This is a genomic window from Micromonospora sp. NPDC000668, from assembly GCF_042897975.1.
Taxonomy (GTDB): Bacteria; Actinomycetota; Actinomycetes; order Mycobacteriales; family Micromonosporaceae; genus Micromonospora.
Genome location: NZ_JBIAYP010000001.1, coordinates 1,115,190 through 1,130,600 on the forward strand (window position 1 = coordinate 1,115,190; position 15,411 = coordinate 1,130,600).

General features: G+C 67.3%; 17 protein-coding genes. 10 read left to right on the top strand and 7 right to left on the bottom strand.

The features are described 5' to 3' along the window. Nucleotides 1–14 precede the first annotated feature (14 nt). Entirely contained in the window at nucleotides 15–191 is a 177-nt protein-coding gene (locus ACFY29_RS05230) for a hypothetical protein (RefSeq protein ID WP_386983574.1), read from the top strand. A 430-nt stretch (nucleotides 192–621) separates the two neighbouring features. Here ACFY29_RS05230 and ACFY29_RS05235 read toward each other — a convergent pair whose 3' ends face one another. Further along, nucleotides 622–906, bottom strand: coding sequence for a hypothetical protein (locus ACFY29_RS05235; protein ID WP_386983576.1), 285 nt, complete (start codon nucleotides 904–906; stop codon nucleotides 622–624). Between the two features lie 29 nt (nucleotides 907–935). Between ACFY29_RS05235 and ACFY29_RS05240 the strand changes: the two genes are divergently transcribed. From ACFY29_RS05240 to ACFY29_RS05260, 5 genes are all read left to right on the top strand, one after another. Further along, nucleotides 936–1,346 carry a hypothetical protein gene (locus ACFY29_RS05240; RefSeq protein WP_386983578.1) on the top strand — a complete coding sequence of 137 codons (411 nt, stop codon included), beginning with the start codon at nucleotides 936–938 and terminating at the stop codon, nucleotides 1,344–1,346. A gap of 107 nt (nucleotides 1,347–1,453) precedes the next feature. Continuing rightward, complete coding sequence (locus tag ACFY29_RS05245; protein WP_386983580.1) at nucleotides 1,454–2,653, top strand: low temperature requirement protein A; 1,200 nt, start codon at nucleotides 1,454–1,456, stop codon at nucleotides 2,651–2,653. A gap of 508 nt (nucleotides 2,654–3,161) precedes the next feature. Continuing rightward, entirely contained in the window at nucleotides 3,162–4,127 is a 966-nt protein-coding gene (locus tag ACFY29_RS05250) for an alpha/beta fold hydrolase (RefSeq protein ID WP_386983582.1), read from the top strand. A gap of 340 nt (nucleotides 4,128–4,467) precedes the next feature. Continuing rightward, nucleotides 4,468–4,935: a helix-turn-helix domain-containing protein gene (locus ACFY29_RS05255; protein ID WP_386983584.1), complete on the top strand. Its 468-nt coding sequence runs from the start codon at nucleotides 4,468–4,470 to the stop codon at nucleotides 4,933–4,935. Nucleotides 4,936–5,430: 495 nt separating this feature from the next. Then, complete coding sequence (locus tag ACFY29_RS05260; RefSeq protein ID WP_386983586.1) at nucleotides 5,431–5,766, top strand: hypothetical protein; 336 nt, start codon at nucleotides 5,431–5,433, stop codon at nucleotides 5,764–5,766. A gap of 431 nt (nucleotides 5,767–6,197) precedes the next feature. Here the strand turns inward: ACFY29_RS05260 and ACFY29_RS05265 are convergent, their stop codons facing one another. Then, nucleotides 6,198–6,590 (bottom strand): hypothetical protein, encoded by a 393-nt coding sequence (locus tag ACFY29_RS05265; protein WP_386983588.1) that lies wholly within the window; start codon nucleotides 6,588–6,590, stop codon nucleotides 6,198–6,200. A gap of 510 nt (nucleotides 6,591–7,100) precedes the next feature. Between ACFY29_RS05265 and ACFY29_RS05270 the strand changes: the two genes are divergently transcribed. Beyond that, nucleotides 7,101–7,304: a hypothetical protein gene (locus tag ACFY29_RS05270; protein WP_386983590.1), complete on the top strand. Its 204-nt coding sequence runs from the start codon at nucleotides 7,101–7,103 to the stop codon at nucleotides 7,302–7,304. Between the two features lie 182 nt (nucleotides 7,305–7,486). On the opposite strand, the gene ACFY29_RS05275 is transcribed toward ACFY29_RS05270, so the two are convergent. Beyond that, on the bottom strand, nucleotides 7,487–7,954 hold the full coding sequence (locus ACFY29_RS05275) for a hypothetical protein (RefSeq protein ID WP_386983592.1): 468 nt from the start codon (nucleotides 7,952–7,954) through the stop codon (nucleotides 7,487–7,489). Nucleotides 7,955–9,515: 1,561 nt separating this feature from the next. On the opposite strand from ACFY29_RS05275, the gene ACFY29_RS05280 reads away from it, so the two are divergent. Together ACFY29_RS05280 and ACFY29_RS05285 are read left to right on the top strand one after the other, a co-directional pair. Beyond that, nucleotides 9,516–10,151 carry an SMI1/KNR4 family protein gene (locus ACFY29_RS05280; protein WP_386983593.1) on the top strand — a complete coding sequence of 212 codons (636 nt, stop codon included), beginning with the start codon at nucleotides 9,516–9,518 and terminating at the stop codon, nucleotides 10,149–10,151. Nucleotides 10,152–10,755: 604 nt separating this feature from the next. Then, nucleotides 10,756–11,346, top strand: coding sequence for a hypothetical protein (locus ACFY29_RS05285; protein WP_386983595.1), 591 nt, complete (start codon nucleotides 10,756–10,758; stop codon nucleotides 11,344–11,346). Between the two features lie 416 nt (nucleotides 11,347–11,762). On the opposite strand, the gene ACFY29_RS05290 is transcribed toward ACFY29_RS05285, so the two are convergent. Beyond that, nucleotides 11,763–12,047 (bottom strand): hypothetical protein, encoded by a 285-nt coding sequence (locus ACFY29_RS05290; protein ID WP_386983597.1) that lies wholly within the window; start codon nucleotides 12,045–12,047, stop codon nucleotides 11,763–11,765. A 93-nt stretch (nucleotides 12,048–12,140) separates the two neighbouring features. Continuing rightward, on the bottom strand, nucleotides 12,141–12,500 hold the full coding sequence (locus ACFY29_RS05295; RefSeq protein ID WP_386983599.1) for a nucleoside deaminase: 360 nt from the start codon (nucleotides 12,498–12,500) through the stop codon (nucleotides 12,141–12,143). A 494-nt stretch (nucleotides 12,501–12,994) separates the two neighbouring features. Between ACFY29_RS05295 and ACFY29_RS05300 the strand changes: the two genes are divergently transcribed. Continuing rightward, entirely contained in the window at nucleotides 12,995–13,855 is an 861-nt protein-coding gene (locus tag ACFY29_RS05300; RefSeq protein ID WP_386983601.1) for a maleylpyruvate isomerase N-terminal domain-containing protein, read from the top strand. 155 nt (nucleotides 13,856–14,010) lie between these two features. Here the strand turns inward: ACFY29_RS05300 and ACFY29_RS05305 are convergent, their stop codons facing one another. Continuing rightward, entirely contained in the window at nucleotides 14,011–14,604 is a 594-nt protein-coding gene (locus tag ACFY29_RS05305; protein ID WP_386983603.1) for a flavoprotein, read from the bottom strand. A gap of 80 nt (nucleotides 14,605–14,684) precedes the next feature. After that, nucleotides 14,685–15,317 carry a hypothetical protein gene (locus ACFY29_RS05310; protein ID WP_386983605.1) on the bottom strand — a complete coding sequence of 211 codons (633 nt, stop codon included), beginning with the start codon at nucleotides 15,315–15,317 and terminating at the stop codon, nucleotides 14,685–14,687. Nucleotides 15,318–15,411: the final 94 nt, after the last annotated feature.

Sequence of the window (15,411 nt, forward strand, 5' to 3'; positions counted from 1 at the left end):
AACCAACAGCAAAGATGAACCTGGATCACCCCAAGGCGTTCGCACGCCTCGTCCTCGGCGACGCCGCCGGGCAAGACATGCCCTCCCCGGCCAGATCGCGTCCCGCGCCGAACGCCGACAGCTACTCCGAGGAGTCGGTGACGATCGCCAACCCGGCGGTGGGCGCCCGGAAGGTACACGTCGACGGGTAATCCGTGCCATCCGGCTCCACCAGCGACAACTACCTCGACGTCTTCACCAACTAAGTCATCGGGGGGTGGCGGTGACCGACGCCAACGCGCGGCGCGCAGCGGCACCTCCTGAACGATGCCCGGGTCGGTGACCACCGTGGCCGCCCCGGCCAGCGGCCGGCTGCTTCACGGGACCGTGCAGGTCCGAACATCCTGATTGGCAGCGTGACGTGGTGGTGCGGATCGTCGGCTGAGAGTTCCGCGAAACAAGAGGCCCGTCCCGGGTTAGCGGCCTCCTGCGTTCCGGGCTCAACAGGGTCCGGCGCCAGTTGGCGCTGACGCAACTCAACGAGGCGGAACAAGATCGAGGCGGAGGCCAGGAACCGCGCGATGGAACGCGATCCCGGCCTCCGCATGAGGCAGGGGCCCCCAGCTCAAAGCAAGCCTCCGGTCAGGCCCCCAGGAACCCACCATCCACGCTGGTGTACGCGTCGCCGTGTACACCGAGGTCCCCCGAGACGCTGCCAATACCATGCACCGTGCCACCCAGGTCGCCCATCACCCCGCTGACCCCCAACCCACCAACAGCGCCGTCCAGCGTGCCGCCAACATCACCGGTCACGCCACCAGCCAGGCCGGTGACACCGTGCACCGTGCCACCCAGGTCACCCGTCACCCCGCTGACCCCCAACCCACCAACAGCGCCGTCCAGCGTGCCGCCAACATCACCGGTCACGGCACCAGCCAGGCCGGTGACACCGCAGGGTGGGTTATGCCCTCGACGCGGACGAGCTGGACCAGACCTGCGCGCAGCATCCAGACGCCGTGTGCGCGCTGATCTCGGCCGCCTGCACCATCGCTGCCGCCGACGCGCAGATCGCCGTGCTGACCGCTGCCGCGAACCTGCTCGCTGACGTTCACGCCGGCGGCGACGCCGCCACGGTCATGTCCCTGCGCCAGCGGCTCGACCGCGTCGCCGACATCCTCACCCGCGCCCTCGCCCAGCGAGGCACGGCCCCCAGACTTCCTGACACCGGCGACGCCGCCGTCGCCGGCTCCGCACCTTCAGGAGCGGACATAAGTCGCGCACCTAGACCCACCCTCGGCCGTCGACCTCCGCCCACACCTGTCAGGCTTCAGTTGATGCGTTACGGATCGATGTCACATGATCCGTAACCATGCCGGCTAGACGATCTTGAGGGAGAGCTCGGGACTTGGTCGCATAAGCAAAAGCGGACGGATACGCTGATACCGATCCAAGATCGGTAGGAGCGGGCGGGCCGGTGACGACGAGTGGAAGCAACAGACTGGTTCGCAAGCTCGAGGACATCGCGCGAGCGTCGTTCCTGGAGCTGTTCTTCGATGTGGTGTTCGTCTTCGCGCTCCGCGCGCTCGCCCAGCAGCTGCTCAACAATCTGACCTGGTCTGGCGCGTTCCAGACCCTGGTGCTACTGCTGGCCATCGGATGGGTATGGGCCCTCACCGCGCGGGTGACCGGAGAGTTGAACCCGCGGCGGCCGCCGGTACAACTGCTGGTCCTCGCCACCATGGTGGGCGCCCTGGTGCTCTCCGCGGCGGTCCCCGAAGCGTTCGGCAAGACCGGCTTGATCTTCGCGGTCAGCTACCTTGCCATCCAGATCGGCCGCAGTCTGTTCCTCGTGGTCCTGTTGCGGGGCCAGGAGTTGCAGCATGTTGCTGGACGGGCGGTGATCTGGCATGCCGCGACCGGGGTGCCCTGGCTGGCCGGGGCGGTCGCCTCAAGCGGAGTACGCACGGCGCTGTGGACGCTCGCGGTTGTTCTCATCTACGTCGCACGGTGGTTCAGCTACCCCCTGCCACGGCTCAGTCGCCTGGCCGGTGCGCAGGTGCCGGTCAGCGGCGAGTATCTGGCCGACCGCAACCGGGCACTGTTCGTCATCGCCCTCGGCGAGGTGATTCTGGCCATCGGATCGAGCCTCACCGGTCGTGGCTTTGCTACCGACGAGACCGTGGCGTTCGTGGTGACATTCGCCGTCGCGGCGTTGGTCTGGCGGATTTACATTTTCCGTGCCGGCGAAGACGTCGGGCCGGCCATCCAGGCCTCAGCTGCCCCCGACCGTCTCGGCATCCTGGTGGCCTACGCACATCTGGTCATGATTGCCGGCCTCGTCGTCGGCTCGGTCGGCGCCGAACTGGTCATCGACGACCCGCTCGGCCGTCCACGCGCGACCTCGACCGTCACCATCCTCGGCGGGACCGCGCTGTTCCTCGCCGGTCGGACCCTCCTGTCGTACCTGGTATTCAGCCGCCACTATAGAAGTTGTGTTATTGGGCTACTCGCCCTCGCCTGTCTCCTGCCGCCGATGTTGTTCCTGCCACCGCTCGTCAACGCCTTCGCTGCCGGCGCAGTCCTCGCCGGCATCGTCATCGCCGACAACATTCGCGTACGACGGCACCCCGCACCGATCTCCCCACCAGGTCCCCACCGCCCCAGCAACACGTGACAAGACCGCTGCGCCACTCTCCCCGTCATCGTCACGATCGGCGGGTGCGTCGCGCATCATGCGGAACCAATCTGTAACTCATCAAGCGCGGAGTACGACAACCTTCGCCCACACCTCATGTGTGAGGTGAAGCTAGAACGCGCACCAGGAGCCGGTGCAATCTAGTGTCGCGTGTCTGAAGTGATTTGACGGATGGGGTGTGGGACAGTGGGGCATGTCCGACCCGGCCTGGAACCCGCCTACCTCGGCCGCACGCCACAGTGGGCTACATCGGTGGCCAACACGTCGGTTCCACATGATGAGTCGCACTCCGCCGAGTATTCGGTGGGGTTGACGTAACGGAGCAGTGGTCCTTTTGCGTCGCAGACCCGCCGGCTGTCAGCCGAACAGAGGAAGGTCAACGACAACCACGTCCATGGCCGTCGGCGCTGTGGCAGCGTCACCCAAGAGAGGGCGTGACGGAAGCGGCACTCCAGTGCCGCGATCTGCGGTGAGAGGGGATCCCCACATGAGCTCGTCCACCGGCCTGCTCGCCGCGGAGGGCCCCGGCTCCGTCTCGCAGGCTCCGAACCTGCCGAACGGGTTCACGGACACGTTCACCAGCCGGTACGTCGAGGCCGGGGCACTGCGTCTGCACGCGGTCATCGGAGGCGACGGGCCGCCGCTGCTGCTGGTACACGGCTGGCCCCAGACCTGGTACGCATGGCGGCTGATGATGCCGGCGCTGGCCGAGAACTTCGAGGTGATCGCGGTCGATCAGCGTGGTATGGGGCTGTCCGACAAGCCCCGGGACGGCTACGACACCGCAACCGTCGCAAACGACCTTGTGGCATTGATGGACGCGCTCGGCCACCAGCGGTTCGCCATGGTCGGCTGCGACACCGGACTGCTCATCGGCTACGCCCTGGCCGCTGATCACCCCGACCGGGTCGACCGCCTGGCCCTCGGGGAAGCCCCTCTTCCGGGTGTGTCTCCCACGCCGCCACTGTTCCTTCCCGCGCCGCTCAACGAACGCCTGTGGCACATCCCGTTCAACGCACTTCCAGAGGTCAACGAGAAGCTCGTCAGCGGGCGGGAGGACATCTTCTTAGGCGCGAAGTTTTCGGCCGCGGCCGGAAAGAAGAACCTGTCCACCGACGCCGTCAAGTACTACGTCGACCTCCTCGCGGCCGACCCGGAGGCGCTGCGCGGCAGCTTCGAGCTCTACCGCGCTTTCCCTGTGACCCAGGCGCAGAACGAGCAGCGCAAGACCCGGCGGCTGACGATGCCCGTCCTGGCGATCGGCGGAGCGGAAAGCTTCGGCGAACAGGTCGGCAAGACGATGGAACTCGTCGCGGACGACGTGCAAACCGTGGTCCTGCCCGACTGCGCACACTGGGTCGCCGAGCAGGCTCCGGACGCGATGCTCGCCGCCCTGATCGGGTTCCTGGCCCCGTACCGGGACGGGTGGCTCGCGGCCCGCAATCCGCGCTGAGCCTGTCGGGTGCGGCCCGGGAAGCGCGTCGCTTGCTCGACGGAGGTCGCCGGCCGATGCACAAGTTACCGCGCACGTCGGTGAAGGCGGTCGGAGCGATGCAAGGTCCGGGCCCCGAACGCCGCGATCAACATGAGTAGACACGGCAAAGCGACACGATCGATCCGCGTCTGTGAGAGGAATGCCAGGGTCTTCTACGGATGCGATATGCGGCCGAGACGATCAGGCTAGCGTCGCGTGTCTGAAGTGATTTGACGGATGGGGTGTGGGACAGTGGGGCATGTCTGTTGCCGCGCCGCTGGTTCTTCGTACTGGTGACGGTGCTCGTCTGCGGGCTCTGGTGCGCTCGTCAACGGCGCTGGCCGGGCATGTGCAGCGGGCGCGGATCGTGTTGCTGGCGGCGGAAGGGCTGTCGAACGCCGAGATCGGCCGGCAGGTCGGAATGACCCGGCAGACGGTGATCTCGTGGCGTGCCCGGTACGGGGCCCGCGGCATCGACGCTCTGGCCGATCTACCCCGCTCGGGTCGGCCGCCGGTCGTGGATGAGGCAGCCGTGGTGGTGGCCACGCTCAACCCGCCGCCGGCCGGGCTGGGGATCACGCACTGGTCGGCCCGGCTGATGTCCGATCACTTGCGCCGAGAAGGCAGGCCGGTCAGCTTCGCCGAGGTGGCCCGGATCTGGCGGGACTGGGGCCTACAGCCGCACCGGATCGAGACGTTCAAGTTCTCCACCGACCCACGGTTGGAGGCGAAGATCCGCGACGTGGTGGGCCTGAACGCCGCTGCTGCTCTCGCCGGGAGAGAGTGATCTCGTATCCCTCGTGCTGGCACACAGAGGACGTGCCTGCCCTCACCAAACCCACCCTGCCACCAGCCCGGGCCGCGATGCCCGACGGCCGCGGCCCCGCTCTTGCGTTGGCCAGGACCTCTCTGTCGCGAAAGTAGGGGGAAGAAGGCCTGGCACGGCGTCCCCGGTGCCGGAGTTCCGACGGGTGCTCCCCGTGCGTTGCTACCGGATCGGCCGACGCAGCCCGTGGCGACTACTCCCCAGTTCAGGGCTCCGCCGGTTGCGCTGATCAGCATTACGGTCAGCCCTTCCGGCGGCGGCCGGGTTTGCTGGGAGGCCGCGCGGCGCGGGGACGAGGGAATCCGCCCAACGTCACGACGGCGACTTGATCTATCCGGAAAGTCGAGCGTCACTCGTCGCGGCCGCCGCCCCGGCGAACCCGACAGCGGGTCCCCACACCGCTGGCCAGGGGTGGCGGCCACCCGAGTCGCACCCGCACCGGAAGGGCAGCAGCTGATGTCGCAGCAGCACCGCCGCACCGTACCGCACCACGTCACCGACGTCCTGCTGTGGCTCCTCGCCACCGACGTCGCCGCCCAACATCTTGCCGACCCCGAACGGCCCGGCCACTGCGCGAACCTGCGCCGCCACGAGGAGGCATACCCGTGCCCGCCGGCACGCGACGCCCAGCATGCCGGCCGGGCCGCGACCCGACCCACGCTGCTCGCCCGCAGCCGGGCGGGTCTCGCACCGGCCGCCGCCGCGGCGGCACGGATCGCCGGCTGGTTCGGACCCCAACAAATCCTGGCAATGCCACCGCAGCGGCAGACTTCGTCACCGCGAGCCGCCTGACCTTGGCCGCGCAACCTGCGACATCCGCCGCCGTCGCGCCCCCCGTCCACGCCGGCGATGCGACCAGTCGCCGATCCCCACACCAACCGAGAACTTATGAGATCAAGTTGCTCACCATGGGCCAGTGGATGGCACGGCGACCTACGCATTACGAGATCAAATTGCCCACCTCGGTCTACCTGCGCGAACCCGGCTTGGCCTGCGGAAACCCCTCTCGGCATCTCTCAGTGTCAGCGGCCGGGGTCGACCTCTTGAGGACTGGGTGAGGACTGAGGCAGGCCACGCGTGCGGCCATCTGATCCGTAGGAGGGTCAAAAGTCGGCCTCTCCCCCGCTCGCCTCGGTGGCAGGTCTACGCCGATGGTCTCTTGGTGGCGGCTGGTTGCGCTTCGGTGGGGTCAAGCTGGGGTCAGCTGACCGCCCTCGTCCGGGTCATGGGCGAACCGGTGGCTCGCCGAATCTGCCACCACGGACAACGGCATCGGTCTCAACTTCCTGGACCGTCCAGACATGAACCACGAAGTCGTCCACGGCGACACCGCCGAGCCTCAGCAACGTCCGGATCACTGCCATCGCCTCTTGCCGTCGCGAAGATCGGTAGTTGATCTGGACCGCCCACGCAGGCCGCTGCCCGACAGCGCGCTCCAGCTTTGCCACCATCTCGGGCTCCCAATCGATGTACAAGTCACGGTGCTCCTCCGCCAGCCAGACAAAGACCGGCCCCGGCGCGACCCACTGATCCGGCTGGATCTCGCCGAGGGAACCCAGGAGCTGGACGACATCCGCCTTGGACGCCGCCGAGAAAACGAAGGCGGCCTCACTCATGCGCAGACCATATACAACCTTCAGTTTGGAAGGACGAAGATCGCGGCCGACAAAGGCCTGGTGGGCGAGGTCAAGGGAGGTAGGGCGCGACCGTTCGTGCCCCCTGGTGACCGTCCGAGGTGCCGGCTACTGGCACGTTGATGGCACGGCGACCGAGGGATTATGAGATCAAGTTGCCCACCAGGGTCTACCTGCCTCGACCCCCGCCTGGCCTGCGGAAACCCCTCGCGGCATCTCTCAGCATCAGCGGCTGGGGCTCGGCCTCTTGAGGACTGGATGAGGACTGAGGCGGGGCACGCTTACGACCATCTGATCCGTAGCCTGGGTTGGCTCGTCCCGAACGGTTTAACGCCGTGCAGCCGACCTGCTCCGGGCCCTACTGTCGTCCATTGCGATTCAGACCCGCTCGACCATGTTGCTGTCAGCCGTTGCTGTCAGTTGGGCATCACCGTCCTAAAGACGGGCGCTCGGAGCACACCAGCCCGACAGTCGATCCATCAAGTCCAGGATGTGCTCCTCGGCAATTTCGTCCTCGCACATGTGGCGAGCTACCTCGCAGACCCCGAGCAGGCCTTCCCGGGAAGCGCCGGCTCGCAGGTGCTCCGTGGCTATCGCTTCGAGGACGCGCGGAGGATCCTCGCTCGACGCAGCCTGCGCGAGCTGTCGCGCCAGCGGCTCTGGCAGCTCAACCTCGAACACATGCCCAGCATATGAAGCGGCTTGCGGGACTGTCAGCTTGGGAATCGCACAAAACCGGTGCGCCGTACGGTGCTTCGCCCCGTCGGCCTGGCCGTCGACGGCCTTGTTTGGCCTCTGGTGACACCACCTTGTGGCCCGTGGATGGCCCGACGCCCCACGGCAACCAAGCAGCAAGCCACGCACTGGCGCGCCTCGTCCTAACGCCACACTGCCGGCTGGTCAGGCCAAGCGCCGTCCCAGGTTGCCCAGAGGTCAGCTTCGTCGACCGGCATGAGGCCTGCTGCCAACAGCAGGGATACGACAGCCACCAGACGGGTGAAGACCACAACCGAGGAGCCATACAGACCCTCGCCTACGCCCGTGATGACCAAGCCTCTAAAGAGCGAACGGCCCGCGGTATGAAGGGCGCCGGCGTACTCCGGCTCGGTCAGCCCGAGCGTGACTTCATCACCTGGAACGGAAAGCGCGACGGGCATCGGGCTGACGTCGATCTGCACCCCTGGAGAGTCGGCAGCACGCGCCATAAGCAAGCCGTACGAGGACGGATGCCCGACGCGGCCCCGGTACTCAACACCGACCACATCAGCCTCAGCCGGCACCAGACCGTCGTCGCCAGTCCATGCGGTCAAGCTGGAGAACTCCCGCCGCGCAAACTCCCTGAGCATGGCCGCACCGTATCGGGGTGCCGTAAGCGCGCCGGCCTTGGGATTAGAAGGAAACTGCGGATGGCTGGTCGGGTGGGGACTTCCCTGGCCAGGCGGTCCGTCGTCGTCCGTTGGTGTCGGCGGTTGGCGGCGGTCTTGGCTGTACCGATGGCTGTACCGTTGATCTATGACAGCGGCGGAGGAAGGGAACGCGGGACGCTTCCCCGATCCGAAGTCCTGGCTGCGCGGCTTGGCTGCTGGCGAGATCTTCGTCCGTTGCCCACGCTGTGCCGGCCGGGCTTCGGTCCTTCCTGATCCTGAGTCGGCTGGCAGCTCCCGGCATCATGTCTGGCTGCGCCGTCGGCTCAGTTGTCTGGGGTGCGCGTATACGGACCTCTGGGAGGCTCCTCGCCTCGCACACAACGCGCCCGCATTGCCTGAGTTCTCAGGCCCGAATGACCCGTACCTTGGCCTACCCCTCTGGCTTTCGATCGAGTTCCGTGGGCGAGTGCTCTGGGCGTACAACGCCGAGCACCTGGACCTACTGGAGGCGTACGTGTCCGCTCGGTTGCGGGAACGCGGCCGGAATATAGGAAGCCAGACCCTAGTTGAGCGCCTGCCCGCGTGGATCAAGGATGGCAAGCACCGCGCCCATGTGCTGGACGCAATAGGGCAGCTCCGGGCGCTACTTCCCTGACCGCCGGCTAACCGGCAGAAGTTGCAACAGCAATGGCGCGGGCACGGTGGAGCGGATCTCCTCGTCGGGCAGTCTCCGACCTTCCAGCCTCCCTGGACGGGGCCAAGGTGGAGTTCCCTACCGGACGAACGACCTTGGCCCCGTCCAGGGAGGCTGGTAGCCCTTGTGGTGCCCGGCGAGGTGATCCACTCGGCATCTCTGAGGAGGGCCGGGGTTCGGGGCGGAGCCCCGAGGTCTTCGAGGTCTTGTCGTCCCAAGCGTGGTCGGCCGGCCCGGCCGATGCCGGCCAAAGGTCGCCAGCAGGCCGGGGCCGGGCCAGCGCGGCCCGCTTGCGGGCCGCGCTGACGCGGTCGCCAACCGCTTGGACGAGGCGGTCACTGCACGGGGTAAGGACTGTTCAAGGACCGGCACCGTCGGGGGCGGCGTGATCGACCTCGGAGAACGGCGAAGCCCAGGTCTGTGACCTGGGCTTCTGTACCGAGCCGCCTGACGGAATCGAACCGTCGACCTACGCATTACGAGATCAAGTTGCCCACCCTGTCCTACCTGGACCCAGGGAAAATGACCTGCGAAGACGGCTCTCGGCGTCTCTCACTGTCAGCCGCCGAGGTTCGACCTCTTGAGGACTGGATGAGGACTGATGCAGTGCGACCTTCTGATCCGTAGATTCCCAAGACCCCTTCGCAGCCGTTCGGCAACGTCCATGTCGCCCTGGTCGTCGCACGCCTGGCCACTCCACTGGTCCGGTTTCGTCCGACTCCGTTCGCCCTGGTGGCTCCCAACCGCAGCTCCCAACGTCGGCTGGAATCGCCCAGGCGGCTCGTCAAGGTTGCACCGCCAGTCTCGATCATTAGCATCGCGGCACAACCAAGGAGGGGAGACGTCGTGACTGGTGCTCAGGTCGATGCGCTTATCCGGATCATGCCGCCACGCCACGGCGCCGACGAAGAGGTGGACTGGGACGCCGCCGAGGCACAGTTATGCACCCGTCTACCGGCCGACTATCGCGCCTTCATGGCGGTCTACGGCGGCGGCAGCATTGGCGGCCAACTAAGCATCCTGCTACCGCTGCCCGTCGACTCGGTATTGAGCGGCGGAACGATCGCCGGCGAGACTCCGAACTTGCGCCACTACTGGGAAGAGGAGGGCGGGGTAGCAGGGACAGAGCCCGGGGCGGATGCCGTAATGGCCTGGGGCGTCGGCTGCAGCAACCCCGACCTACTGGGCTGGCTGATGACCGGCCCGGATCCCGGCCAGTGGCCAGTGGTGGTGTGGCGACGCCACGTGCCATGGGGCGAACCGAGCCTCGCGCTCTTCGACTGCGGGATGGTGGAGTTTGTCAGGCGACTTTTGCTCGCCGGCTTTGATCAGTGCCCGCTTAGCGATGTCTCTCTGTGGGGCCGCATTGAGCCGTTCGTGCACTGGCGTGAACAGGACCGCCGCTTCCTAGCCGGCCTCGATCCCATCACCGGCGAGCCCGACCCGACGGCAGACATGTTCAAAGGCTGGGACCGATCGTAACCGTGCAGCTTGACCTGCTTCGACAGTCCCGTCACACGGTTTCGAAAGTGTGGACACGGGCGGAAGCTGCTCGGCAGTGAGCTGGCTTGACCTGCGCCGCCACGCTGGCTGTCACGTCCAGGAGTTAACCGCCGTTGACCGCCGTCGCCCATCCCAACGGGCACGCAACGGCACGGCGACCGAGGGATTATGAGATCAAACTGCCGTTCCCGCCGACCTGGGTACATGGCGGTCTAGCAGCGGAAACACCTCTCGACATCTCACACCACTCCTCCGGTGTCGGTCGGCCTCTTGCGGACTAGATGCGGACTGCGGGGTCGGGCGGCCCGGAGCGTCAGTTTGGAAGAGCGTGCTCAACCGGTCGTGATGCCCGAAACGCCTGCCGGCGGCGGCGGGCCCGGTTGCGTCTCGTGCCCGCTCGTGACCGCTACGCGCCACGGTTACTGGCCCGCAGCGGCGTCGGGAATAGAAGAAGATCAGGGATGGCTGGTCGGGCGGCTGTGTCCCTGGTCAGCCCGTCCGTGGTTTTCGGGCAGCGTCGGCCTCAGTGGGCGGGCTTGGCTGTACGGATGGCTGTACTGCCAAACCCTCTACGATACGGATGATGTGGATAGACCGGATTGTTGACGTGACCGCATGGTCTCAGGAGCCTGAGGGTGCCGGCTGGGACCAGGTGGAAGCCGAGCTCGGCGTCGCGCTGCCGACCGACTTCAAGGAACTGTGTCGGCGATTCGTGCCGGGGATGTTCTCGGGGTATCTGACCCTGCTGCGGCCGACCGACGAGCACGATTTCACGCCGCTGCTTTCGATGTGGGCCGGCGGCCGGCAGGTGGAAGGCCAGAGTGAGTTCGGCGCGCAGATTCACGCCCCTTACGGTGTCTATGGGCCCGACAAGGGGCTGGGGCTGATCCAATGGGGCTACGACCTGACTGAGGGGGACTACTACTGGCTGGTGGACCGCTCCGTGGAGCCGGACCGGTGGCCGGTGGTCTCCCGAACGGAGGCCGGCGAACCGTGGAGCCGTTTCGACATGTCGACGGCTGAGTTCGTCTACCGCATGCTCGCGGACCCAGAGTTCAAGCCGATCACGGTGGCCGACCCACCGCGGCGGGCCTTCTACCTGCCGTACTGGGCGCCGTACCCCTCCACGGATGAGGAGTGGAAGGCTTTCATCGACCCGAACCGTAAGAGCTGAACCACGTTGGCAGCCCGCGCAGCACCCCGGACAGCGTCCTGCCTGGAAGTCATCGTGGTCTGCGTCGGCCGGCGGCGGGAAAGCAGTGCGCTGAGGCGGATCTCCTCGTCGGGCAGTCGTCAGACCGTCCAGCCTCCCGGACGGGGACAAGGTGGAGCGCCTCACCAGCCGAACGACCTTGGCCCCGTCCGGGGAGGCTGGTAGCCCTTGTGGTGCACGGCGAGGTGATCCGCCCCGGCTGGATCTCTGAGGAGGGTCGGGGTTCGGGGCGGAGCCCCGAGGTCTTCTAGGTCCTAGTCGTCCAACAGCGTGGCCGGCCGGCCCGGCCGATGCCGGCCGGAGGTCGCCAGCAGGCCGGGGCCGGGCCGGCGCCGCCTTGATCCTTAAGAGGGGAATTCGGCATCAACAGGGTCCAACTATGTGATGTCCCTGGCAAACAGCGCCACCACAGTCGGGTTGTGCGTGCTGAGGCCGATTCGCTCGGCCCAACGTCCGAGGCCGACCAGTCCGATCTCGTGAGCCTCTTGTTCGGTGACGGCCGCGACGACCGCGCTCAAGGTGGTTGCACGATCGCCAAGTCTGGAGATGGCGATCGGGTTCACACGTGAGTCATCCGTGTCACCGTCACCCTCGCACCAAGCGGGCGACACTCCGGCGTACTCCACTGTCATGACCCAGGTCAGGGTGGCAGCTGATTCCATGGCTGTCCTTTCAGCTTTGTGTCCTCGCACCTTCCCGCCGAACACAACCCCGGCGTGGCGCAGCAGGGACTCGTGTCGCGGATCTGTGTCTGGTTAGAACTTGGGCTCGACCGGTGAGGGCAGCATGTCGGCCCACTTGCGCAGTACGTCGACGGCCTGGTCCTGGAGGGCTCCTTCGGCGACCTCTTCGCGCATTGACCGGCGCTCGGCGGGCAGGGCGACCTCCCGGTAAAACTGGAGGTCTTCGAAGCCGTAGGTGGCTACGTCGTGGATGCTGGCCCCAAAGATCAGGCGGGGAATGCGTGCCCAGTAGCGGGCCATGAGGCACATGGGGCAGGGCTCGCTGCTGGCGTACATGACGCCGTCTTCGAACAGGTGCCGCCCCAGGTTGCTGCCGGCCTGGCGCAGGGCCATGACCTCCGCGTGCGGTCGGGTCTCGCAGCTCGACAACACTGCTGGTGCCCTCGCCGACGGTCTCTCCGGATACGGACCGGCACCACCGACGGTGGCGTGATCGCCTGACGGAATCGAACCGTCGACCTACGCATTACGGGATCAGGTCGCCTATATCTGCCTACCTGGCAATATCCCGCCCGAGCTGCTGATATGTCTCTCGGCATCTCTCAATGCCGGTGGGCGCGGTCCGGCCTCTTAAGGACTGGACGAGGACTGAGGCAGGCCACGCGTGCGGCCATGTGGTCGGTAGATCACTCCTCCGACCAGGAGTGAGGTTCGATCACCCACGGCTCGCCTTGTCGCTGACTGACTCATCCACCACAGGCAGTCCAGTGAGCCATTCGAGTAACGGCCTGTAACAGCCGGTAGCGGCCACGGCCACGGCCACGCGCGGCGGTGCGGCGATCTTGGATAGTTGCACGGCTTCGCGGGTCATGGCGGCGGTATTGATGCGGTACGTTGCGCGGAGCGAGGGTCGGCGGAGGGGGAACGTGGCTGTCAACCGCAGTAATGACGGGTGGGGCGGGGTGCGCGAGAGCCTCGACGCAACGGCTGCCCGATTCGGCGAACTGGTTCGGACGGCACAGCATCCGGCGGCATTGGCAACCCCGCGCTGGTCGATTGTGGACACCGCCGCGCACGTGGTCGCCATCGCCGCGCTGTACACCTCGATTGTCCGGCCGGGCGAGGTGCCGTCCGCGCTCTCGGTGCCCGCGCTCGGGGACCGGCTTATGGCCACCACCATAGATAAGGTGTCCGACCTCAATGACGTGGTAATGCGGCATTTCACCGAGCGCGACCCGGAGACCCTGGCCCAGCGGCTCCGCGCCGACGTCAACCAGATCCTCGGTACGACCGAGAACGTCGATCCAGCAACGCCGGTGCCCTGGCTCGGTGGCTCCCAGCTGCCGGTCGCCGCTGTGCTGGCCCACCTGCTGAACGAGCTGCTGATCCATGGCTGGGATATCGCCCGGGTGGCGCGACTGCCGTGGTCGATCCCGCCGCGGGACGCGGCACTGTACTTCGACCTGTTCCTGGTCGGCTTGCTGACGAATGACTACGGGCGGTTGCTGGACTCGGCAGAGCCGGTACGGGCGGGCCGGATCGCGGTCGAGTTCCGCTCCGCGTACACGTCCACCACGGCGCTGGTCCTGCGGGACGGCCAGGTGTCGGTGGAAGAACCCGGCCGCGACCTGGACGTACGGGTGTCCTTCGACCCGCCGACGATGAACCTGATGATGTTCGGGCGGATCAACCGGCCGCGCGCCGTACTCACCCGCAAGATCGTCATCGGTGGCCGCCGCCCGTGGCTGCTACCCCGATTCCTGCGTACGGTGCGGGCGCCCGGCTGACCGTCGCTGGGCAGCTTAAACACCGACTGGGGCCGATGCGGGGGCTACGCAGCGACCAGACGGCCCAAGCTACCGCGCCCAACCGAAATCCGGATTCGCCATCAACTCCAAGATCCGCCACCCGGACTACCCGTTCAAGGCTGCATGATGAGGCGCTAGCCGGACTGCCGCGCCAAGTTGTCGGCGGTGCGCTGTCGCTCTCCGGTGGGCTGTCCGGGGACCCGGGCGAACCGCGTCCAGGCGGAGATCACCTGGACGGCGGCGTGCCACGGAACCGGGTCGGCGACCTCGGAGGGCTCGGCGGGCCGGGTCACCATCACGCCCCAGTGCCGCAGCCGCTCCAGGCTTTCCAGGAAGGCGGGGTGCCGGGCGAGCGCCGGATCCGGGGCCGGCACGGCGACGACCGGCAGGCCGACGGCGATCGCCTCGTTGAGCAGCCGCAGGCCCAGGTTGTCGTTGAGGCCGTACGCCCACTTGTTCACCAGGTCGAAGCTGGCCGGCACGACGGCGAAGGCGTCGGCCGGCGGCAGGGGATGGAGCGTCTCCGGCTGGTCGTCCTCGCGTACCGGATGGTGGGTGAGATCGGCGAGCCCGTCCCGGTCGATCGAGTCGACCGCGTCCGGGGTGGCGATGAGGTGGACCTCCCACCTCAACTCCTGGCAGGCCGTGATGAACGGTCCGAGCTCGACAGCGGGCTCGGCGTGGCAAACGACGAGGTGCAGGACAGGCGATCGTAACTTCCCGGGCATGGCGCTCCTATCGGCCTGAGAGGTCCCCGGCGCCAGTCGTGGCGAGAGCCGGCTGCGCGCCGGGACGTCGATCGCCCGCGTCACCGGCGATCTCGCCGATCGAGTGGCTCCGGATGTCCGTGTGGATCCCGAAGCCGAGAGTATCGAGCCGGCTGCGAACGCGAGCCGTTATCCAGTGAACCGGCTGGATGGATGTGGCGCCGCTCCATCCGAGGAGCTGACCGAGCGGTCGGCCGGGCGTCCTTAAGTGGAGGATTCGGCGGCGCGCCGCCGGGAATCAGGTCGCGGACCAGGACGTGCAGGCGGTTGAGGACGCGAATGCGTTCACCGGCCAGGTCGTCACGGCGTTCGGCCAGCAGCCGCAGCTGGGTGGTGTGGTCCTCGGCAGCATGGGCCCGGCTCCAGCGGTGTCCGGGGTCGTCTACCGGGGATCCAGCACGGACGTGAAAGATGTCGGATCCGTCGGTGAACGAGACTCGCACTCCAGGGCGTCTCTTTCCATCGGCGGCGACACTGTACGTCGCTACGTCCTTGACGTCGGGGTGGTGCGCGCCGGCCACGACGGTGGTGATGGCTTCGGCCCATTCAGCGGCGGCCTCCGGCGCCTGCGGCACGGCAACCTGCGCGACCTCAGCTTCGCTCCCTGGCCAGGTCCCGGGCGCGTCCGCCGCAGCCGGTCCCGCGCTCGTCCCGCCGCAGACCATCTGCACCATGACCGACACGCCACCCGGCCTCGGGTCCGCGGCCAGGCCGACGGGCTTCGGGCCACCCTCGCTGAACCGGGCAACCATGCTGACCCACTGCTGG